The sequence below is a fragment of the Hydrogenophaga borbori genome, assembly GCF_003417535.1.
In the GTDB taxonomy this organism is placed as follows: domain Bacteria; phylum Pseudomonadota; class Gammaproteobacteria; order Burkholderiales; family Burkholderiaceae_C; genus Hydrogenophaga; species Hydrogenophaga borbori.
Map to the genome: position 1 here is coordinate 32749 of NZ_QVLS01000007.1, position 19639 is coordinate 52387.

15 protein-coding genes and 1 tRNA gene are annotated in these 19639 nt (G+C 72.3%); 7 read left to right on the plus strand and 9 right to left on the minus strand.

Translation table 11 applies throughout. The annotated features are described in order from the left end of the window. The first annotated feature begins 146 nt into the window (after nt 1–146). Nucleotides 147–2273 (plus strand): PQQ-dependent dehydrogenase, methanol/ethanol family, encoded by a 2127-nt coding sequence (locus DY262_RS12420; protein ID WP_116959343.1) that lies wholly within the window; start codon nt 147–149, stop codon nt 2271–2273. 112 nt (nt 2274–2385) lie between these two features. On the opposite strand, the gene DY262_RS12425 is transcribed toward DY262_RS12420, so the two are convergent. Then, complete coding sequence (locus DY262_RS12425) at nt 2386–3030, minus strand: glutathione S-transferase (protein WP_116959345.1); 645 nt, start codon at nt 3028–3030, stop codon at nt 2386–2388. A 110-nt stretch (nt 3031–3140) separates the two neighbouring features. On the opposite strand from DY262_RS12425, the gene DY262_RS12430 reads away from it, so the two are divergent. From DY262_RS12430 to DY262_RS12440, 3 genes are all read left to right on the plus strand, one after another. Next, nucleotides 3141–3527, plus strand: coding sequence for a DUF2946 family protein (locus DY262_RS12430; protein WP_181936488.1), 387 nt, complete (start codon nt 3141–3143; stop codon nt 3525–3527). 68 nt (nt 3528–3595) lie between these two features. Further along, nucleotides 3596–4078 (plus strand): copper chaperone PCu(A)C, encoded by a 483-nt coding sequence (locus DY262_RS12435; RefSeq protein WP_116959349.1) that lies wholly within the window; start codon nt 3596–3598, stop codon nt 4076–4078. A gap of 25 nt (nt 4079–4103) precedes the next feature. After that, entirely contained in the window at nt 4104–5348 is a 1245-nt protein-coding gene (locus tag DY262_RS12440) for a PepSY-associated TM helix domain-containing protein (RefSeq protein ID WP_181936489.1), read from the plus strand. Here DY262_RS12440 and DY262_RS12445 read toward each other — a convergent pair whose 3' ends face one another. Further along, complete coding sequence (locus DY262_RS12445) at nt 5349–6479, minus strand: ABC transporter ATP-binding protein (RefSeq protein WP_245980969.1); 1131 nt, start codon at nt 6477–6479, stop codon at nt 5349–5351. It lies immediately after the preceding gene. Nucleotides 6480–6562: 83 nt separating this feature from the next. Between DY262_RS12445 and DY262_RS12450 the strand changes: the two genes are divergently transcribed. The 3 genes from DY262_RS12450 (at nt 6563) to DY262_RS12460 (ending at nt 10004) form a co-directional block, all read left to right on the plus strand. Next, the gene (locus DY262_RS12450) at nt 6563–8170 is read left to right on the plus strand and encodes an ABC transporter permease (RefSeq protein WP_116959356.1); all 1608 of its coding nucleotides are present in this window, start codon (nt 6563–6565) and stop codon (nt 8168–8170) included. 101 nt (nt 8171–8271) lie between these two features. Continuing rightward, nucleotides 8272–8712, plus strand: a complete 441-nt coding sequence (locus DY262_RS12455) for a hypothetical protein (RefSeq protein WP_425459293.1) — start codon at nt 8272–8274, stop codon at nt 8710–8712. A gap of 38 nt (nt 8713–8750) precedes the next feature. Then, nucleotides 8751–10004: a nucleoside recognition domain-containing protein gene (locus tag DY262_RS12460; protein WP_116959357.1), complete on the plus strand. Its 1254-nt coding sequence runs from the start codon at nt 8751–8753 to the stop codon at nt 10002–10004. A gap of 16 nt (nt 10005–10020) precedes the next feature. Here the strand turns inward: DY262_RS12460 and DY262_RS12465 are convergent, their stop codons facing one another. From DY262_RS12465 to DY262_RS12495, 7 genes are all read right to left on the minus strand, one after another. Next, entirely contained in the window at nt 10021–10452 is a 432-nt protein-coding gene (locus DY262_RS12465) for a VOC family protein (protein ID WP_116959360.1), read from the minus strand. 148 nt (nt 10453–10600) lie between these two features. Further along, a tRNA-Arg gene (locus DY262_RS12470) sits at nt 10601–10675 on the minus strand. Between the two features lie 55 nt (nt 10676–10730). After that, entirely contained in the window at nt 10731–14822 is a 4092-nt protein-coding gene (locus DY262_RS12475) for a translocation/assembly module TamB domain-containing protein (protein WP_116959362.1), read from the minus strand. A 7-nt stretch (nt 14823–14829) separates the two neighbouring features. Then, entirely contained in the window at nt 14830–16872 is a 2043-nt protein-coding gene (locus DY262_RS12480; RefSeq protein WP_147326227.1) for an autotransporter assembly complex protein TamA, read from the minus strand. 7 nt (nt 16873–16879) lie between these two features. Beyond that, nucleotides 16880–18067 (minus strand): vWA domain-containing protein, encoded by a 1188-nt coding sequence (locus DY262_RS12485; RefSeq protein WP_070397354.1) that lies wholly within the window; start codon nt 18065–18067, stop codon nt 16880–16882. Nucleotides 18068–18083: 16 nt separating this feature from the next. Further along, the gene (locus DY262_RS12490; RefSeq protein WP_116959617.1) at nt 18084–18677 is read right to left on the minus strand and encodes a GNAT family N-acetyltransferase; all 594 of its coding nucleotides are present in this window, start codon (nt 18675–18677) and stop codon (nt 18084–18086) included. Beyond that, on the minus strand, nt 18674–19516 hold the full coding sequence (locus DY262_RS12495; protein ID WP_116959366.1) for an AAA family ATPase: 843 nt from the start codon (nt 19514–19516) through the stop codon (nt 18674–18676). The genes DY262_RS12490 and DY262_RS12495 overlap by 4 nt, the downstream gene beginning before the upstream one ends. Nucleotides 19517–19639: the final 123 nt, after the last annotated feature.

A 19639-nucleotide genomic window follows, 5' to 3' on the forward strand; every position in this document is an offset into this window, starting at 1 on the left:
AACAAAACACTTGAGGGAAATCCCGGGGGTGTCGGGCGACAGCCGGCTGCGGAACATGGCCGTCGCGGCATCCGTGTTCCGGGGGGATGCGCGAGCCTTGCCACCGACCCCACACGCCGGCCCGGACCGGCACATCAGGAGACAACATGAGCACCTATTCGCTCACCGCCCGCGCCGCCGTCGGCCTGGCGCTGCTGCTGGGCGCCGCGCTCGGCGCGCAGGCCCAGCAGGCGACGGTCAAGGGATCGGCCGCGCACATCAGCGCGGTCACGAAGAAGGTCGACGGCGCCTTCGTGCGCAGCAACGCGCGCGCCACGCCCGACTGGCCCAGCCACGGCCTGGACTACGCCGAGACCCGGCACTCCAGGCTCGACCAGGTGAACACCGGCAACGTGAAGGACCTGGGCCTGGTCTGGTCCTACAACCTGGAATCCACGCGCGGGGTGGAGGCCACGCCGCTGGTGGTGGACGGCATCATGTACGTCACCGCCTCGTGGAGCGTGGTGCACGCCATCGACGTGCGCACCGGCAAGCGCATCTGGTCCTACGACCCGCAGGTGCCGCGCGAGGGTGGTTTCAAGGGCTGCTGCGACGTGGTCAACCGCGGCGTCGCCCTGTACGAGGGCAAGGTCTTCGTGGCCTCCTACGATGGCCGCCTGGTGGCGCTGGACGCGGCCACGGGCCAGAAGGTGTGGGAGAAGGACACCATCATCGACCGCAAGTTCAGCTACACCATCACCGGCGCGCCGCGCGTGGTCAAGGGCAAGGTCATCATCGGCAACGGCGGCGCCGAGTACGGCGTGCGCGGCTATGTCACGGCCTACGACGCCAAGACCGGCGAGCAGAAGTGGCGCTGGTTCACCGTGCCGGGCGACCCGTCCAAGCCCTTCGAGGACGAGTCCATGGCCAAGGCCGCCAAGACCTGGGACCCGGCCGGCAAGTGGTGGGAGGCGGGCGGCGGCGGCACGGCCTGGGACGCCATGGCCTTCGACCCCGAGCTGAACCTGCTCTACATCGGCACCGGCAACGGCTCGCCCTGGGCGCGCAGCAAGCGCAGTCCGGCCGGCGGCGACAACCTGTACCTGGCGTCCATCGTCGCGCTCAACCCGGACACCGGCAAGTACGTCTGGCACTACCAGGAAACGCCCGGCGACAACTGGGACTTCACCTCCACCCAGCCCATGATCCTGGCCGACCTCACGCTGGACGGCAAGAAGCGCAAGGTGGTGATGCACGCGCCCAAGAACGGCTTCTTCTTCATCATCGACCGCACCAACGGCAAATTCATCTCGGCCAAGAATTTCGTCGACGTGAACTGGGCCACGGGCTACGACAAGAACGGCCGCCCGATCGAGACCGACATCGCGCGCACGGCCGACCGCCCGCGCGAGATCATCCCCAGCGCCTTCGGCGCGCGCAACTGGCATTCCATGTCCTTCAACCCCAAGACCGGCCTGGTCTACATGCCGGTGCAGGGCGTGCCGCTCACGCTCATGGACAACAAGAACTGGAACTTCAACGGCGTGCGTCCGGGCGAGCCGCACAGCAACATGGGCTGGAACCTGGCCACCTTCGCCAACGTGGAGCCGCCGTCCAGCAAGCCCTTTGGCCGCCTGGTGGCCTGGGACCCGGTGAAGCAGCAGGCGCGCTGGACGGTGGAGCACGTCTCGCCCTGGAACGGCGGCACGCTCACCACGGCCGGCAACCTGGTGTTCCAGGGCACGGCCGACGGCCGCTTCGTGGCCTACAACGCCGCCAGCGGCGAGAAGCTGTGGGAGACGCCCACCGGCACCGGCGTGGTGGCCGCGCCCACCACCTATCTGGTGGACGGCAAGCAGTACGTCTCCATTGCCGTGGGCTGGGGCGGCGTGTATGGCCTGGCGCAGCGCGCCACCGAGCGCCAGGGCCCGGGCACGGTCTACACCTTCGCCGTGGGCGGCAAGGCGCCGGCGCCGGACTTCGTGGCCTACCGCCTGGGCCAGCTCGTGCAGGGCGTGAAGTACGACCCGGCCCACGTGCCCGAGGGCACCGCGCTGTACGTGAGCAACTGCGTGTTCTGCCACGGCGTGCCGGGCGTGGACCGCGGCGGCAACATCCCCAACCTGGGCTACATGGACTCGGCCTTCATCGACAACCTGGACAAGTTCGTCTTCAAGGGCCCGGCCATGGCGCGCGGCATGCCCGACTTCACGGGCAAGCTCACGCCGGACGACGTGCAGAAGATCAAGGCCTTCATCCAGGGCACGGCCGACGCCATACGTCCGAAGAAATAGCGCAGCAACCCCCGCCGCGCTTCGCGCGCCCCCCTCGAGGGGGGCGGGCACCTGAGGCCCGGCCCAGCCGGTTCCTCGGTGCCTCGGCCGTGGGTGGCGGGTGGGCGCTCGTTCAGCGCTTGCTTCGGCTGAGCATCAGCTCGGTGCTGGCCTTGCGGTCGGCGTTGAGCTTCTGCACCGTGGGCCGCTCGCCCAGGCGCTTGAGGTAGTCGCGCACGGGCAGCTCGGCCAGGAAGTCGCGGCCGTAGATGATCTTGGTGGCGCTGCTCACCAGCGGCAGGTGCACCGCGCCCGCGCAGTCGGCCAGGGTGAACGTCGGGCCCGCCAGGAAGGGCGAGAAGCTGGCGAGCTTCGCGAAGCCCGCGATGTTCTTCTCCAGCTGCGGCGCGATCTTCTCTTTCGCGCTGTCGCTGACCTTGCCGCCGAAGAAGGCCTCGGGGTAGAGGTTGCGCGCCACCAGTTCCAGGTGCAGCTCCAGATAGCGCACCAGCTCGCGCACCTTGGCGGCCGCGAAGGCGTCGGCCGGCAGCAGCGGCGGATGCGGGTAGGCGTCCTCCAGGTACTCCAGGATCACGGTCGACTCCGACAGCGCGCCCTGGTCGGTCTTGAGGTAGGGCACCTTGCCCAGCGGGCTGCAGCTGGGGTCGGTCTCGCCGATCCAGGCCAGTTCTTCCTCGAAGGGGACACCCTTTTCCAGCAGGGCGAGCCGGACCTTGTTGTAGTAGTTGCTGGCCGCGAAGCCGCAGAGCTTGAGCATGGGCGATGTCTCCGGTGGTCGTTCGAAACGGGCGATCGTGGCCCCGATGCCGGGAGGGCGCAAGGCCCCGGGCGTCGCGGGCGGGACCCCCACCCGTAGAATCCCGCCCCATGTTCCTGCACCGCTGGCCGCGCCGCCTCACCGCGTGGATCGCCCTCCTGGCGGTCTGCTTCGGTGCCTTCGCGCCCGTGCTGTCGCAGGCCGCGCTGCAGGCGCGCGGGCCCGACGCTGGCCACTGGGTGCAGATCTGCAGCGCCAGCGGCATCACCTGGGTGCGCGCCGACGCCGGCGACAGCGCCGACGGCCACGCGCCCGAGGCCGCGCTGACCTGCCCCTGGGGCGCCATCAGCGCCGGCGGCGCGGGCCTGCCGCCCGCGCCCGCGCTGGCCTTGCCCGAGGCGGCGCCTCAGCCCGTGCCGCTGGCCCAGGCGCAGCGCGGGCAGGACGCGCCGGTCACGGCCCACGCGCCGGCGCGCGCGCCACCCCGGGGCATCTGAATCCCTTCCCGCACGGCGCGCCGCTTCGGCCCGCGCCGTGTCCTCCCCATTGCCGATTCGGATTCCCCATGAAACACCTGTTCATCGCCTCTTCCTTCGCCATCGCCGCCACCGCCTGGGCCCAGACGCCCGTGCAGGTGCAGGACGCCTGGACGCGCGCCACCGTCGGCGCGCAGTCGTCCACCGGCGCCTTCATGAAGCTCACCGCGCCGCAGGCCACGCGCCTGGTGGAGGTGCGCTCGCCGGCCGCCGGCATCGTCGAGGTGCACGAGATGAAGCTCGAGGGCGATGTGATGCGCATGCGCGCCGTCACCGCGCTGCCGCTGCCCGCGGGCCAGACCGTGGAGCTCAAGCCCGGCGGCTACCACGTGATGATGATGGACCTCAAGGCGCCCGTGAAAGCGGGTGACGCGGTGCCCCTGACGCTGGTGTTCGAAGGCGCCGACGGCCAGCGCCAGACCCAGGACGTGAAGGCCACGGCCCGCGCCATGGCGCCCATGCCGGCAGCGCCCGCGGGCGCTGGCCATGGCAGTGGCCACGGCAAGCACTGAGCGCCGCCGCCGAGGTTTCTTCCCCATGTCTTTCTCGCCCGATACCCCGGGCGCGGACGCGCCTGCGCGTGTCCGCGCCGACCTGCGCGCCATCGCCTGGCGCTGGCACGCCATCGCCGGCCTGCTGGTGATGCCCTTTCTGCTCACGCTCGCCCTCACCGGCGCCGTGATGGTGTTCTACACCGGCTTCCAGACCCGCCTGGGCGCCGATCCGCGCGTGGAACCGCTGCCCCTTGCCCAGCCGGTGAGCGCGCAAGCGCTCGCCGCGATGGCGGAGGTGCCCGACGGCCGCCTGCGCAGCTACGTCGCGCCGCGCGCGCCCGACCGCGCCGCCTGGTTCGTCATCGAACGCGGCGAGCAGACCCTCGCGGCCGCGGTCGACCCTTACCGCGCCACGGTGCTGCGCTGGGTGGACAAGGGCGACACGCCCTTCGCCTGGGCCCAGCGCATCCACGGCACCCTGCTCATGGGTGAGTGGGGCGACCGCCTGATCGAGATCGCGGCCTGGGCCATGCTGGTCATGCTGCTGACCGGTCTGGTGCTGTGGTGGCCGCGTGGCGGGCTCGGCTGGCGCTCGCGCCTGTGGCCCGACGCGCGCCTGCGCGGCCTGGGCTGGTGGCGCTCGCTGCACGGCAGCCTGGGGCTGGGCACCGGGGCCGTTCTGCTGGCCTTCCTGCTCACGGGCCTCACCTGGACCGGGGTGACCGGCGAGCGCTGGCTGCAGGCCTGGGGCAGCTTCCCCGCCGAGCAGTGGGACGCCGTGCCCCTGTCCGGCGAGCCGCACGCGGCGCTGAACACCGCCGGCCTTCAGGAAGTGCCCTGGGGCCTGGCCCAGACGCCGCTGCCGGCCTCCGGCTCCGCCGTCGGGCGCGATGGCCTGTCCGCGCGCACGCCGGTGGACCTCGACAGCGTCGCCGCTTTCGCGAAGCGAGAGGGCTTCCAGGGCCAGCACCAGATCGCGGTGCCACGCGATTCGCGCGGCGTCTACACCGTCTCGGCCAGCACCATGAGCGGCGACCTCGGCCAGCCCACGGGCGACCGCACCGTGCACCTGGACCGCCACAGCGGGCGCGTGCTGGCGGACATCCGCTTCGGCGACTACGGCGCCATGGCCAAGACCATGGCGGTGGCCATCGCCCTGCACCAGGGCGACATGGGCCTGTGGAACGCGCTGCTCAACCTGGCCGCCTGCGCGGCCGTGGTGCTGCTGTGCGTGGCCGGGGTGGCGATGTGGTGGCTGCGGCGGCCGGGCCGCGCGCGCCCCGGCTGATCAGCCGGGCGTGAGCGGCACGCCGGGCGAGCGGTGCACGCCCGGCGCGGGCGGCGAGGAAGCCGAGCCGCCGCGCTCGAAGGTGACCACATGGTCCACCTCGGCGCGGATGCCGATCCACTCGCCCACCGCGTGGTTGTGGTGCGAGGGCACGTGGGTCATGAGCGTCTCGCCGCTGGCCAGGCGCAGGGTGTAGAGGAACTCGGAGCCCCGGAAGGCCTTGCGAACGATCTGCGCCTTCACGGGCGCCGCGTCGTCGTGCACGATGTCGTCGGCGCGCAGCAGCACGTCGCACAGCCCGGCTTCGTAGGCATTGGGCAGCGGGCATTCTTCCATGTCCTGCAGGGCCCCCAGCGGCGTCTGCACAGCCACCTGGCCGCCGTTCTGCAGGATCTGCGCGGGCGCGAACACGCCGTGGCCGATGAACTCGGCCACGAAGCGCGTGGCCGGGCGGTGGTAGAGCGCGTAGGCCTCGTCCCACTGGTGCAGCCGGCCTTCGTGCATCACGCCAATGCGGTCGCCGATGGCGAAGGCCTCCAGCTGGTCGTGGGTGACGAACAGCGCCGTGGCGTTGGCGGCCTTCAGGATGCCGCGCACCTCGTGCGCGAGCCGCTCGCGCAGGTCCACGTCGAGGTTGGAGAAGGGCTCGTCGAGCAGCAGCAGGCGCGGGTTGGGCGCCAGCGCGCGCGCCAGCGCCACGCGCTGCTGCTGGCCACCCGACAACTCGTGTGGGTGGCGCGCGCGCAGGCCCTCCAGGCCCACCAGGCGCAGCACCTCAACCACGCGCGCCTCGCGCTGGGCGCGTGGCATCTGGTGGATGCCGAAGGCCACATTGGCCGCCACGTCCAGGTGCGGGAACAGCGCGTAATCCTGGAACACCATGCCGATGCGCCGGTGCTCGGGCGGCAGGTGGTGGCCGGGACTGCTCACGGTCTCGCCGTCGAGCACGATCTCGCCGCCCTGCGCGCGCTCCAGGCCGGCCACCGCGCGCAGCAGCGTGGTCTTGCCGCAGCCCGAGGGGCCGATCAGCACGCCGATCTCGCCCGCCGCCAGGCCGAAGCTCACGCCATCGACGGCCGGGTGTGGCGCGCCGGCGTAGCGCACCTGGAGTTGCGAGACCTTCAGGAACATGGGGCCCATTGTAGATGTCTACAATTCTCATTTGCGTTGGTGCGGTCGATCCTTTGGGCCGCGGCGCCCCAAAAGAACCTTCCATGCCGCGCTGGCCCGCTCAGGTGCTCTTGTTGTTGCTGGCCGCCGCGCTGGTGCTGCCGGTGTTCGCGCTCGCCGCCTCCTGGTTCGGCTTCGATGCCGCCGCCCGGGACGTGCTCTCGCAGATGGCGCAGACCGTGCTGCCCGAGTACACGCTCACCTCGCTGCTGCTGTGCGTAAGCGTGGCGCTGGGGGTGGCGCTGGTGGGCGTGCTCACGGCCAGCGCGGTCACCCTGTTCGACTTTCCCGGCCGGCGCAGCTTCGAATGGGCGCTGCTGCTGCCGCTGGCCATGCCGGCCTATGTGGTGGCCTATGCCTACACCGACTTCCTGCAGTTCAGCGGCCCGCTGCAGACCTGGATGCGCTCGTCCTTCGGTCTGAGTGGCCGCCTGCTGCCCGAGGTGCGCAGCACGGGTGGCGCGGTCTGGGTCTTCACCTTCACGCTCTATCCCTACGTGTACCTGCTGGCGCGCACCGCGCTGGCCGAGCGCGCCGCGCAGCTGATGGAGGCCGCGCGCTTGCTGGGCGCGCCGTTGGGCCGGCGCATCCGCACCGTGGCGCTGCCGCTGGCGCGCCCGGCCGTGGCGGCCGGCGTGGCGCTGGCGCTGATGGAAACCCTGGCCGACTTCGGCGTGGCCAGCTACTTCGGCATCCAGACCTTCACCGCCGGTGTCTACAAGGCCTGGCTGGTGATGGACAACCGCCTGGCCGCCGCGCAGCTGGCCACGCTGCTGCTGCTCACCGTGGCCGCGCTGCTGTGGGTGGAGCAGCGCGCGCAGCGGCGCATGCGCTTCGCCACCTTGCGCGGCCAGCGCGCCGGCAGCGCCGAGGCGCAGCCCGTGCGCCTGCGCGGCGGGCGTGCCGCGCTGGCGGTGGGGGTGTGCGCGCTGCCGGTGCTGGCCGGCTTCGTGCTGCCGGTGCTGTTCATGCTGCACCCGCTCATCGGTGGCTGGGACGTGCTGCCCTGGGGCCAGTTCCAGCAGTGGGCGCGCAACAGCGTGTGGCTGGCGGGCCTGTCGGCCGCGCTGGCGGTGCTGATCGCGCTGGCGCTGGGTTTCGCGGTGCGCGCGCGGCCCTCGGGGCTCACGCGCGGCGTCTCGCAGCTGGTGAGCCTGGGCTACGCCATCCCGGGCGCGGTCATTGTGGTGGGCCTGCTGCTGCCGGTGGGCTGGGTGCAGGAGCGCTGGCCCGAGGCCGGCGTGGGCTACTGGGTCACGGCCACGGCGCTGGGCATCGTCTGGGCGTACCTGGTGCGCTTCACGGCGGTGGCCTTGCAGTCGGTGCAGGCCGGCTACGCCCGCATCCCCGCCAGCCTGGACGACTCCGCCCGCATGCTGGGCACCACCGGCGCGGCGCTGGCCAGGCGCGTGCACTGGCCGCTGCTGCGGCGCGCCACGGCGGCGGCCGCGCTGCTGGTGTTCGTGGACGTGATGAAGGAGCTGCCCGCCACCCTGGTGCTGCGGCCTTTCAACAGCGACACCCTGGCCGTGGTGACTTACAACCTGGCGCGCGACGAGCGCCTGGGCGAGGCCGCGCTGCCCGCGCTGGCCCTGGTGCTGGTGGGCTTGATCCCGGTGATCCTGCTCAGCCGCACGCTGCGCGGCAAGTGAAACACCCCGCCGCGCGCCGGCGTAAGCACTTGTATGCCTCCTTGTGCGCCGTTGCGCGTGCTGCTTCAATGCCGCGCATGGAACCGCTACCCCCCCACCCCATGCCCGGCCGCCGCCAGCTCCTGGCGCTGGGCGCTGCCACCGGCACCGCCGCGCTCATGGCCGGCTGCTCCGTGTGGCCCTCGCTGCCCGTGCCGGGCCGACAGGCGCCGGCCGCCGATCCGGCCTACCGCCGCACCGCCGCCAGCCACCTCTATCGCCGCTACCCGCAGCGCATCTACCCAGGCAAGCTGCCGCCCATGCTGTACGCCATCGGTGTGCTGGAGGTGGTGGTCGAAGGCAATGGGCGCGTCGGCTCCTTCAAGTGGCTTCGCTCGCCCACGCACGCGCCCGAGGTGGTGGCGCAGATCGAGCGCCTGGTGCGCGACGCCGCACCCTTTCCTTCGCCGGGCAGCCGCACCAGCTACATCGACACCTGGCTCTGGGACCGCAGCGGGCGTTTCCAGCTCGACACGCTGAGCGAAGGCCAGCTGCAGGGCTGAACCGATCCCCCTCGCCGCAGGCCCTACCATCGCCTCCCATGGCGATGAACTGGGCCTGGATCGGTCTTTTCACGGTGGCCTTCGCCACCGCCCTGGTGCGCTGGGCGCTGGGCGAGGACGGCATCCTCCTCGCGCTGCTCGGCGCGCTGTTCGACGGCGCGCGCTCGGGCTTCGAGATATCGCTCGGCCTGGCCGGCGTGATGGCGCTGTGGCTGGGCCTGATGCGCGTGGGTGAGCGCGCGGGAATGATCGAACTGCTGGCGCGCCTGGCCGGTCCGCTGCTGCGCCGCCTGTTCCCCGAGGTCCCGCAAGGCCACCCGGCGCAGGGCGCCATGACCATGAACATCTCGGCCAACCTGCTGGGCCTGGACAACGCCGCCACGCCGCTGGGCCTGAAGGCCATGCGCGAACTGCAATCGCTCAACACCGAGCCCGCCGGCACCGCCAGCCACGCGCAGATCATGTTCGTGGTGATGAACACGGCCGGGCTCACGCTCATTCCCACCTCGGTGATCGCCATCCGCCAGAGCGTGGCGCTCAAGCAGGGCCTGGGCGCGGACTTCAACGCGGCCGACATCTTCCTGCCCACGCTGCTGGCCACCTTCATCGCCCTGCTGGCCGGCGTGCTGGCGGTGGCCGTGTGCCAGCGCCTGCCGCTGTGGCGCGCGCGTTTCCTGCTGCCCGTGCTGGTGGTGGGCGGCCTGCTGGCGGCCGCCGTGGCGGGCATGGCCCGCCTGCCGGCCGATCAGGCCGCGCGTTTCGCGGGGACCACGGGCGCGGCCGTGATCCTGGGCGTGGTGATGCTCTTCCTGCTGGCGGGCGCGTGGCGGCGCGTGAACGTCTACGAGGCCTTCATCGACGGCGCCAAGGACGGCTTCGGCGTGGCCATTCAGATCGTGCCCTACCTGATCGCCATCTTGGTCGCCGTGGGCCTGTTCCGCGCGGCGGGCTGCATGGACTTCCTGCTCGCGGGCATCGGCGCCGGGGTGTCGGCCCTGGGCCTGGACACCGACTTCCTGCCCGCGCTGCCCGTCGGCCTGATGAAGGTCTTCTCGGGCGCGGGCGCGCGTGGGCTGATGATCGACGTGATGCAGGTGCACGGCGTGGACTCCTTCGCCGGGCGCCTGGCGGCCATCGTGCAGGGGTCCACCGAGACCACGTTCTACGTGCTCGCGGTGTACTTCGGCAGCGTGGGCGTGCAGCGCACGCGCTACGCGCTGGCGTGCGCGCTGTTCGCCGACGCGGTGGGGCTGGTGGCGGCCATCGCCATCGGCTACGCGATGCTGCGCTGAGCCGGCTCCGGCCGCTTCAGGGCTGCTTGAAGTTCTTCGGCCCGCCGTTGACGCCCCAGGGCGTGCCGAAGCGGTCGGTGACCATGCCGAAGGTCTGCGCCCAGAAGGTCTCGCTCAGGGGCATGGTGACGTTGCCGCCCTCGCTGAGCGCCTGGAACACGCGCTGCGCCTCGGCGGTCGTGTCGAAGCTGATGGCCATCATGGCGCCCGCGATGCCCTTGAACTCCATGCCGGGCGGCGTGTCGCCGGCCATGATCGTGAAGCCGGGGTGCACCAGATGGGCGTGCATCACCAGCTTCTCGGCGCCCGGCGCGCACGGGCCCATCTCGGGCGGCATGTCACCGTAGGTGAGCAGCGTTTCCAGCTTCGCGCCGAACAGCTTGGCGTAGAAGTTCATGGCTTCGGTGCAGTTGCCGTTGTAGGACAGATAGGGGCTGAGCGAGGTCATGCGGGGTCTCCGGTTGAGGGGTGATGAAGGCGGGGAATGGCCCCGGCAGGCTTCATGCCCACGACGGATGGGGGCGCGGCGTTTCGACACCGGCGCGGGGGCGGGCCGACGAACGGTGCGGGAGGGGGGAAGGGGCCGGGAAGAGGGGTGGCGCCTCCGGCAGGAATCGAACCTGCATCTAGCGCTTAGGAGGCGCTCGTTCTATCCATTGAACTACGGCGGCGCGGGGAGCAGCGATTGTATCGGCGGGGTCCGCCCCGCCTGGTCGTGCGCAAGGCCTAGTCGTAGCGCAGCGTGAAGATCAGGTCGATGGCGTTTTCGCTGCCCGCGCGGGCGCGCACGGTCACGCGGCGCGAGACGTCGTAGAACATGGACACCGTGCTCAGCGTGCCCGCCAGGCTGCGCTCGTAGCTGAGGTACAGGTTGTCGGCGATCTGCTTGCCCAGGGTGACGGCGGCCGAGGTGGAGCCGCTGTCGCCGGTGGCGCTGGCGCTGCTGCCGGTGAAGCTCAGCGTGTCCAGGCCCAGGGCCTGGGCCAGGCCGCCATCGAGCGGGCCGCCGTCGCTGCCGGCCAGCAGGGCCAGCGCGGCCTGCTGCAGCACAGCGGCTTCGGCGCCGGCGCCGCTGGCCGGGCGGCCCAGCACCAGGTAGGCCAGCTTCTCGCTGTCGGGCATCTCGGGGTCGGAGAACAGGCGCACGCGCGGCGCCTGGGCCGTGCCGGTGATCTGCACGCCCACACGCTGTGCGGTGTTGGGGCGCACGGCGGTGATGTCGAGCAAGGGGTTGTCGTAGGCGCCGGCGAAGCCCAGCACGCCGGACTCGATGGCGAGCTGCTGGCCGTAGGCGCGGTAGGTGCCGCGCGCGGTGCGCACTTCGCCCACGATGCGCGGCGCCGGGTCGGGCGGGTTGGTGCGGATTTCCAGCTGGCCGGCCAGGCGCGTCTGCAGGCCCTGGCCGCGCAGCTCGAAGGACGGGCCCAGGTCGACGGTGATGCGCACGTCGGGGACCACGGGCACGCCGCCGCGCCGGTCGATGGGGTACTCGGTGCCGCGCACCACCACGTCGTCGCCCAGGCTGGGCGCGGCCTCGTCGGGCAGCACGATGAGGGCCTGGTCGGCGCGCAGCTGGCCGCGCAGCCGCAGGGCCGCGCCCTCCAGGCGCGCGCTGACCTGGCCGCTGACGGTGACGTTGCGGTCCGGGCGCGAGGAGGCGCGCAGCTGCTCGGCGCTCACGTCCAGCGCGATCAGGGGCTCGCGCACGGTGGCGCCGTCGCGCTGCACGCGGCGCCATTCGGCGCTGCCGGTGGCCTGCAGCACGCCGCCGCGCTCGGCGCCGCCGCGGCCTTCGAGGCGGAAGCGCTCGATGACGAGGCGCTCGCCCGCGAGCGTGGCGCGCAGCTCGCCGCCCCGGAACACGATGCCGTCGACCAGCGAGCGCAGGGCCAGGTCCTTGGCCTCCAGCAGGCCGCTGAGCTGTGGCGCGGCGCGGGTGCCGGCGACGTTGAATTCGGCGCCGAGGCTGCCGCGCACGCGCCAGCCCGGCGGTGCCAGCACGCTCCACACGCCCACCTCGGGCAGGCTGGCGCGCACGCGGCCCGACAGCGGCGCGCTCTCGGGCCAGTGCCAGGCGCCGTGTGTGGCGTCGGGCGGGCCCAGCTCGCTGCCCAGTTCGGCCTCGGCCTGGCCGAAGCGCTCGCTGTCCCAGCGCAGGCGCGCGCTGACGCGCCGGCCCTCGGTGCGCAGTTCGAGCTCGGCGGTCTTCACGCCGGCCTGGATGCGGTGCGCGCTGGCGCGTGGATCGTCGAAGGCGCCCAGGGTCTGCACGGCGAGGTCGCCGCCGCGGCGCTGCAGCAGGGCGCTCAGGCGCGGCGGCTCGCTGGCCTGGGCGGGCAGGTTCAGGTCCCAGCGGCCGTCGAACACCAGGTCGCCGCCCAGGCCGGCGCGCGCCAGGGCGCCTTCGGGGTCTTCCTCGCCGAGGGTGAGCGCGTCGGCCCAGGCCAGTGGCAGGCCCTCGAGGCGTCCTCGCGTCTGCAGGGCGCCGCCGCGCCAGATGAGTTGCTCCCAGGCCAGGGTGACGGGCGCGGGCGCGGCGCCGCCGGCGCGCCTGGGCTGGGCGTGCAGGCGGGCGCCGTCGAGCTCGGCGTCGATGGCCTCGCCGCGCGGTTGCCAGCGCGCGCGCAGGGGCGAGTCGCTGGTCAGCGCCCACGACACGGCGCCGCCATTCCCGCCGCTGGTTGCCCGGCCGGCGCCCTGGCCGTTGCCGGCCGGTGTGGCCGACAGCGCGAGCCGGCTCAGGACCAGCTGGCCGCGCCGCGCGTCCAGCGGCCGGCCGATGAAGCCCAGCTCGCCGGCGGTGTCCAGCTCGGCGCGCCAGCCCGAGGCCTCGGCGCGCGTGCGCAGGGCCACGGCCAGGGCCTCGGGCGGACCCTGCACGGTGAGGCGTGTGGCGCCCAATTCCAGGGCCAGGGGGGCGTCGCCACCACGGGCCAGTCGCAGGCGCTCGGTGCCCAGGCTCAGGTCCAGGCGCGGCGCGGCGGCGCGGCCCGGCCCGGGGAAGCCGAAGGCGCCCAGGCCGCCCTGCCAGCGCAGGCGGGCCTGGGCCTGGCCCTCGGCCTGGCCGTCGGCCAGCGCCGCCAGGGCCGGCTTCAGGTGTTCGCCGAGCAGCGGCACCTCGCCCAGGGCGCGCACCCAGGCCAGCAGGCGCGCGCCGTCGGCCAGGTCCAGGTTCAGCTCGCCCTGGCCCTGCGCGTGCGCGAGCAGGCCGCTCCAGCGCGCGCGCAGGCCTGGCAGCGTGGCGTCGAGCGAGCCCTCCGCCATGGGGCGCGCGGTGTCGATGCGGCCCTGGGCGTTCAGCACGCCGTCGAGCGCGTCCAGGCGTGCCTGGCGCACGGTGAACTGGCCCTGGCCGGGCGTGTCGCCGGGCTGCCAGCGGCCTTGCAGCAGCAGTTCGCGCAGGCGCCAGGCCTCGGCCGCGCTGCGGCGGGGCTGGCGCCCAGCGGGCGCCACGCGGGCGTCGATGTCGATGGCGGGGCGGGCGGCGTTCGGGTCGACGGCGCGGGCGTCGACGCGGGCGTCCAGGGCGGCCGGCGCCAGCGCGCTCCAGGCCAGGGCCGGGTTCAGGCCACTGGCGCGCAGCTGGCCCCGCCAGTCGCCCCAGGCGGAGGCGGCGCCCTCGGCGGGGGCGTCGCGCCGGCCCTCGGCCCGCACGCGGCCACCGGCCACGGCGGCGTCCAGGCGCTCCAGGGTCCAGCGCGCGCCGCTCTGCACCACCTCGGCGTCGATGGACTCCAGCGGCAGCCGGCGCTGGTCCAGCGGGCCGGCCGCTTCGTTGTTCAGTGCCAGGCGCGCGCGCCAGTCGGCGCCGTCGGGTCGGGCCTGGGCGGTGCCGGTGAGCGCGGTGGTGGGGGCCTGGGGCCACAGCAGCGCCAGGTTCAGGCGGAACAGCCGCAGGTCGGCTTCGGCCAGGGGCTGAGGGGCCCAGGGGCGCAGGCGCGCGGTGCCGGCCAGCGTGGGCGTGGCCTCGGTGCGGCCCTGGGGTTCGATCTGCGCGACCAGGTTGAGCGCCGCATCGGCGCCGGCCAGCGGGCCCTGGGCCGTGGCGCGCGCGCGCAGGTCGAGGCGCCCGCCCTCGGGCACCTCGGCGCTGAGTTCGCCTTCGGCCTGCAGGCGCAGCGGCATGGGCGCCTGCGCGCCCAGCGTGGCCTGGGCGCTGTAGCGGCCCTCGGCCCATTGCAGCGAGCGCAACAGCAGGGTGTGCGCCTGTTCGGTGCCCAGGCCGGGCTCGGCGCGGCCGTAGCGGTAGCGCGCGTCCAGCGCGCGCAGCGCCAGCGGCGCCTGCCCGGGCAGCAGCAACTCGTCCACCGACAGGTTGGCCTCGATGTCGATCGGCAGTACCAGGGACTGCAGGGGCTCGGTGGGCGAGGGCGGTGCGGGCGGGCGCTGGTCGGTCACGCGCACGCGCGCGGCGTGCAGCTCGCTCACCAGCAGGTCGCGGCGCAGCAGGCCAAGCCAGAACAGCCCGCCCAGGCGCAGGCGCAGCCCCTCCGCCTGCACCGACAGCCCGTCCCGCGACCAGCCGAGCGCCTGCACCTGGCCGCCGCCGATGAGGCTGCCGCTCACGCCTTCGGCCTCGATCCGGCCGGCCTCGGGCGCTTTCTCCGCCTGCCAGGCCAGGCCCCAGCGCAGCGCCTGCGCCAGCGAGCCTTCGCTGGCGGCCCAGGCCCCGAGCAGCAGCGCACCGGCCAGCCCGGCGCCGGCGAGCGCGCCGAACAGCCACACCAGGGCGCGGCCGAACCAGCCGGCGGCGCCGGGCCAGCGCGGGGCCGGCGGCGGCGCGACCGGCGGAGGAAGGGGGGGCGGGGGCTCGGCCATCGCCACCTCAGAAAACGAAGCCCACGCTCAGGTGCAGGCGCAGCTTGCGCGGCTGCACGCCATAGGCGATGTCCACCTGCAGCGGGCCCACCGGACTGTTGTAGCGCAGGCCGGTGCCGACACCCCACTGGAAATCGAGGTCGCTCACGCGGTTGGCGACGGCACCGCCGTCGATGAACAGCACGTGCTCGAAGGGCGAGCGCGACACGCCGTCACCCCAGACGGGGCGCTGCCATTCCAGGCTCACCACGGCCTTGTAGCGGCCGGCGAGCACGCTGCCGTCGGGCTGCACCACGCCGATGTCGCGCAGGCCGTAGCCGCGCACCGAGGCGTCGCCGCCGGCGTAGAAGAGCTGGGTGTCGGGCACGGGCGTGGACTGCTCGGCGATCACGGCGCCGCCTTCCAGCCGCAGCGCCAGCCGGCCCAGGCGCGTGGGCGGGCGAGCGGTGGCGCGTTCGCCGGGCACGGTGGAGGGCAGCTCGGCCTCGCGGTCGAGCGGGAAGTAGCCCAGCCAGCGCGCCTGCGTGCGGCCGAAGGGCTTGCGCGTGATGCCCAGGGTGCTGCCCACGCCCAGCTCCACCGCCAGCGCATGGCCGCGGTTGGGCGAGATCGGGTCGTCGAAGCGCTCGCGCGACCAGGCGTAGTTGGCCGTGATGGACGACTCGATGCGGCCCTTGATGCCGCTCAGGCGTTCGCTGTCGGTGAGGGTGCGCGCGCGGTCGTATTGCAGGTACACGCCGCGGTCGTACTCGACGCCGTCCTGCGCCCGGCCGAAGCGCGCGCGCTGGCTGGTGGTCTCGACCTGGTTGGTCTCCTGGCGGGCGGCCTGCAGCAGCGAAACCCAGCGCCAGCCCTCCTTGTCCAGCGGCGAGGACCACTCGGTCTTGGCCAGGCTGTCCTGGCGCTCGAAGCGCAGGGTGGACAAGGCGCGCCAGCCGATGCCGGGCAGGCGGTTGTGGATGTGCTCCAGCGACAGGCGCGCGCCGTTGTCGGTGCTGGCGCCGATGCCCAGCACCAGCTTCTGCCGCATCGCCTCGCGCAGCTGCACCTTCACCGGCAGCGCGCCGCCGCCGGCGCCGGGCTCCACGTAGACGAAGGCGGCGTCGTAGTAGCCGCTGTCGAGCAGGCGCTGCTGGGCCTGCTGAAGCAGGGCGAGGTCGTAGTCGCTGCCCGGCGTGAGGCCGGTGAGGCGCACGATGCGCTCGCTCATCTCGCGGTCGTAGCGCTGCGCGCCGTCGATCTCGATGGCGCCGAAGCGCCGGTGCGCGCCGGAGTCGAGCTCCACGTACAGGCGCGCGCTGGCGCTGGCGCCGTCGACGTCGGCCAGGCTGCTGCTGATGCGCCCACCGGGGTAGCGCTGGGCGGTCAGGCGGCGCAGCGCGGCGGTCTTGGTGCGGTCCCACTGGTCTTGCGTGAAGCGCTGGCCGGCGAGCAGGGCGGCCTCGCGCTGGATCTCCTCGCGCTGCGCCTGGGCCTCGGCGTCGCTGGCGATGTCGCCCAGAAAGCTGATCTGCACGCTTTGCACCGTGGTGGGCGGGCCGGGGTCCACCCGCACCGGGATGCGGCCCAGCGGCGCCGGGCCCTGGCCGGCGGCGGCGAGGGCGGCCTCGGTGGGCGGCAGCGGCTCGCCGATCTCGATGCGCGGCGCGAAGTAGCCGCGCGTGGCGATCAGTTCGCGCGCGTTGGCGGGCAGCTCGCTCAGCAGGCGCTCCAGTTCGGTGGCGTCCAGGCTGCGCTGTTCGCGAAAGCGCTGGATGTCCAGGTGGCGCAGCAGGAAGGCGTGCAGTTCCTCGGGGGCGTCGAGCTCAATCTCGAAGCGTGGCGTGACGGGGGGGCGGGCGGCCCGCGCGGCGCGGCGGGTGTCGGCGCTGGCGGGGCGGGCGTCGTCCTCGTCCGCGGCGGGTGGTGGGGTGTCGGGCGATGCGGGGGCCGCGGCCGGGCCTGCCGTGGCGGGGTCGACCTGCGCCCAGGCCGGCGTGGCGCCGCAGGCGAGCGCCAGCACAAGCCGCCACGCGGCCCGGCGGTGGCGGGCCGGAGACAGGAAACGCATGCGCCGATTATTTCGACAGCATGCGCATCGTGTCTTCCAGGCCCTTCAGGGTGAGCGGAAACATGCGTTGGCCCATGAGCTGCTGGATGATGCTGATGCTCTGTCGATACTGCCAGACGCCATGGGGTTCCGGGTTGATCCACGCGAACTTGGGAAACGCGTGCGTGAGGCGCTGCAGCCACTCGGCGCCGGCTTCCTCGTTGTTGTATTCCACGCTGCCGCCGGGCTGCAGGATCTCGTAGGGGCTCATGGTCGCGTCGCCCACGAAGATCAGCTTGTAGTCCTTGTTGTACTTGCGGATGATGTCCCAGGTCGGGAACTTCTCCGCATAGCGGCGGCGGTTGTTCTTCCACATGAAGTCGTAGACGCAGTTGTGGAAGTAATAGAACTCCAGGTGCTTGAACTCGCTCTTGACGGCCGAGAACAGCTCCTCGACGCGCTGGATGTGCTCGTCCATGGTGCCGCCCACGTCCATGAGCAGCAGCACCTTCACGTTGTTGTGCCGCTCCGGGATCATCTTGATGTCCAGGTAGCCGGCGTTCGCGGCGGTGCTGCGGATGGTGTCGGGCAGGTCGAGTTCGAGGTCGTTGCCCTCGCGCGCGAACTTGCGCAGGCGGCGCAGCGCCACCTTGATGTTGCGCGTGCCCAGTTCCTGCGTGTCGTCGTAGTCGCGGTAGCTGCGCTGCTCCCACACCTTCACGGCGCTCTTGCCGCCGCCTTTGCCGCCGATGCGGATGCCCTGCGGGTTGACGCCTCCGTTGCCGAAAGGCGAGGTGCCGCCGGTGCCGATCCAGCGGTTGCCGCCTTCGTGGCGCTCCTTCTGCTCTTCCAGTCGCTTGCGCAGCGTCTCCATGAGCTCATCCCAGTCCATCTTGGGCGCGTTGGCCTTCTGCTCCTCGGACAGGATGCGCTCCATCTCCTGGCGCAGCCAGTCGGCGGGGATGGGCTTGGTGAAGTCCGCGATCATCTCCACGCCCTTGAAGTAGGCGGCGAAGGCGCGGTCGAACTTGTCGAAGTGCTTCTCGTCCTTCACCAGCGCGGTGCGCGAGAGGAAGTAGAAGTCGTCCATGCTGCAGGCCTCGGGGTTGGCCGGTCCGACCACGTCGGCCTTGAGCGCCTCCAGCAGCGTGAGGTACTCCTTCACCGACACCGGCAGCTTGGCCGCGCGCAGGGTGTAGAAGAAGTCGATCAGCATGGCGATCTCCCCGGGTTCAGTCGTGCCGCGCCCGCAGGTACAGCAGCTGCGCACGCGCCTCGGGCCATTCGCCCGCGCGCATGCTGTACATGACCGTGTCGCGGATGGTGCCGTCGCGGCGCAGGGCGTGGCCGCGGATGACGCCGTCCTTTCTCGCGCCCAGCCGTTCGATGGCCTGTTGCGAGGCGAAGTTGTAGTTGTCGGTGCGCCAGCCCACCACGTGGCAGCCCAGGGTGTCGAAGGCGTGGCCCATCATGAGCAGCTTGCAGGTGGTGTTGACGTGGGTGCGCTGCGCGCGCCGGGCGTACCAGGTGTAGCCGATCTCCACGCGCTTCACCGCGGGCAGGATGTCGTGGTAGCTGGTGCTGCCCAGCACCGCGCCACTGGCTTCGTCGACCACCGCGAAGGCGAAGCGGCTGCCCTCTTCGCGCATGCGCAGCGCGGTGTCGATGTAGTCGCGCGTCTGACCGGGTTCGGGCACGGAGGTGACCCGCAGCGTCCAGAGCTCGCCGTCGGCCGCCGCCGCGCGCAGGCCGTCCTCGTGGCGCCAGTCCAGGGGCTCCAGCCGCAGGCCGCGTTCGCTCAGGACGACGGGGGCCACGAACATCAGCGGTTCCTCTGGTTCATGAACACCAGCTTCTCGAACAGCGTGGTGTCCTGCTCGTTCTTGAGCAGCGCGCCAACCAGCGGCGGAATGGCGACCTTGTCGTCGGCGCTCTGCAGCGCCTCCAGCGGGATGTCCTCGGCCATCAGCAGCTTGAGCCAGTCGAGCAGTTCGCTGGTGCTGGGCTTCTTTTTCAGGCCGGGCAGGTTGCGCACGTCGTAGAAGGTCTTCATGGCGACCTTCAGCAGGTCCTGCTTGAGCTGGGGGAAGTGCACATCGACGATCTTGTGCATCGTCTCGGCGTCGGGGAACTTGATGTAGTGGAAGAAGCAGCGGCGCAGGAAGGCGTCGGGCAGCTCCTTTTCGTTGTTCGAGGTGATGAAGACCAGGGGGCGGTGCTTGGCCTTGATGAGTTCGTGCGTTTCGTAGCAGTAGAACTCCATGCGGTCGAGCTCGCGCAGCAGGTCGTTCGGGAATTCGATGTCGGCCTTGTCGATCTCGTCGATCAGCAGCGCGACCGGCTGGTCGGCCGTGAAGGCCTGCCACAGCACGCCCTTGACGATGTAGTTGTGGATGTCCTTCACCCGTTCGTCGCCCAGCTGCGAGTCGCGCAGGCGGCTGACCGCGTCGTATTCGTACAGGCCCTGCTGGGCCTTGGTGGTGCTCTTGATGTGCCACTGCAGCAGGGGCATGTCCAGGGCCTGGGCGACCTCCTCGGCGAGCATGGTTTTGCCGGTGCCGGGCTCGCCCTTGACCAGCAGCGGGCGCTTGAGCGTGATGGCGGCGTTGACCGCCAGCATCAGGTCTTGCGTGGCGACGTAGTTCTGGGAACCCTGGAATTTCATGGAGGCGGCCTCGGGATGGCGGCGCGGCTGTCCGCGCGCGGGACTCGGGATGTGGCGGGAGACGCGGCGACCGCTCATATAATTCGCGGTTGATCTTTCCCGGCCGTTCTTGATTGTGCTAGC

Bases quoted from the DNA above. Each gene is read 5' to 3' on its own strand.
- DY262_RS12495 (WP_116959366.1), bottom strand. From the start codon at position 19,516: ATGAAATTCCAGGGTTCCCAGAACTACGTCGCCACGCAAGACCTGATG.
- DY262_RS12480 (WP_147326227.1), bottom strand. From the start codon at position 16,872: ATGCGTTTCCTGTCTCCGGCCCGCCACCGCCGGGCCGCGTGGCGGCTT.
- DY262_RS12420 (WP_116959343.1), top strand. From the start codon at position 147: ATGAGCACCTATTCGCTCACCGCCCGCGCCGCCGTCGGCCTGGCGCTG.
- DY262_RS12485 (WP_070397354.1), bottom strand. From the start codon at position 18,067: ATGCTGATCGACTTCTTCTACACCCTGCGCGCGGCCAAGCTGCCGGTG.
- DY262_RS12475 (WP_116959362.1), bottom strand. From the start codon at position 14,822: ATGGCCGAGCCCCCGCCCCCCCTTCCTCCGCCGGTCGCGCCGCCGCCG.
- DY262_RS12425 (WP_116959345.1), bottom strand. From the start codon at position 3,030: ATGCTCAAGCTCTGCGGCTTCGCGGCCAGCAACTACTACAACAAGGTC.
- DY262_RS12450 (WP_116959356.1), top strand. From the start codon at position 6,563: ATGCCGCGCTGGCCCGCTCAGGTGCTCTTGTTGTTGCTGGCCGCCGCG.
- DY262_RS12445 (WP_245980969.1), bottom strand. From the start codon at position 6,479: ATGTTCCTGAAGGTCTCGCAACTCCAGGTGCGCTACGCCGGCGCGCCA.
- DY262_RS12440 (WP_181936489.1), top strand. From the start codon at position 4,104: ATGTCTTTCTCGCCCGATACCCCGGGCGCGGACGCGCCTGCGCGTGTC.
- DY262_RS12435 (WP_116959349.1), top strand. From the start codon at position 3,596: ATGAAACACCTGTTCATCGCCTCTTCCTTCGCCATCGCCGCCACCGCC.
- DY262_RS12455 (WP_425459293.1), top strand. From the start codon at position 8,272: ATGCCCGGCCGCCGCCAGCTCCTGGCGCTGGGCGCTGCCACCGGCACC.
- DY262_RS12430 (WP_181936488.1), top strand. From the start codon at position 3,141: ATGTTCCTGCACCGCTGGCCGCGCCGCCTCACCGCGTGGATCGCCCTC.
- DY262_RS12460 (WP_116959357.1), top strand. From the start codon at position 8,751: ATGGCGATGAACTGGGCCTGGATCGGTCTTTTCACGGTGGCCTTCGCC.
- DY262_RS12465 (WP_116959360.1), bottom strand. From the start codon at position 10,452: ATGACCTCGCTCAGCCCCTATCTGTCCTACAACGGCAACTGCACCGAA.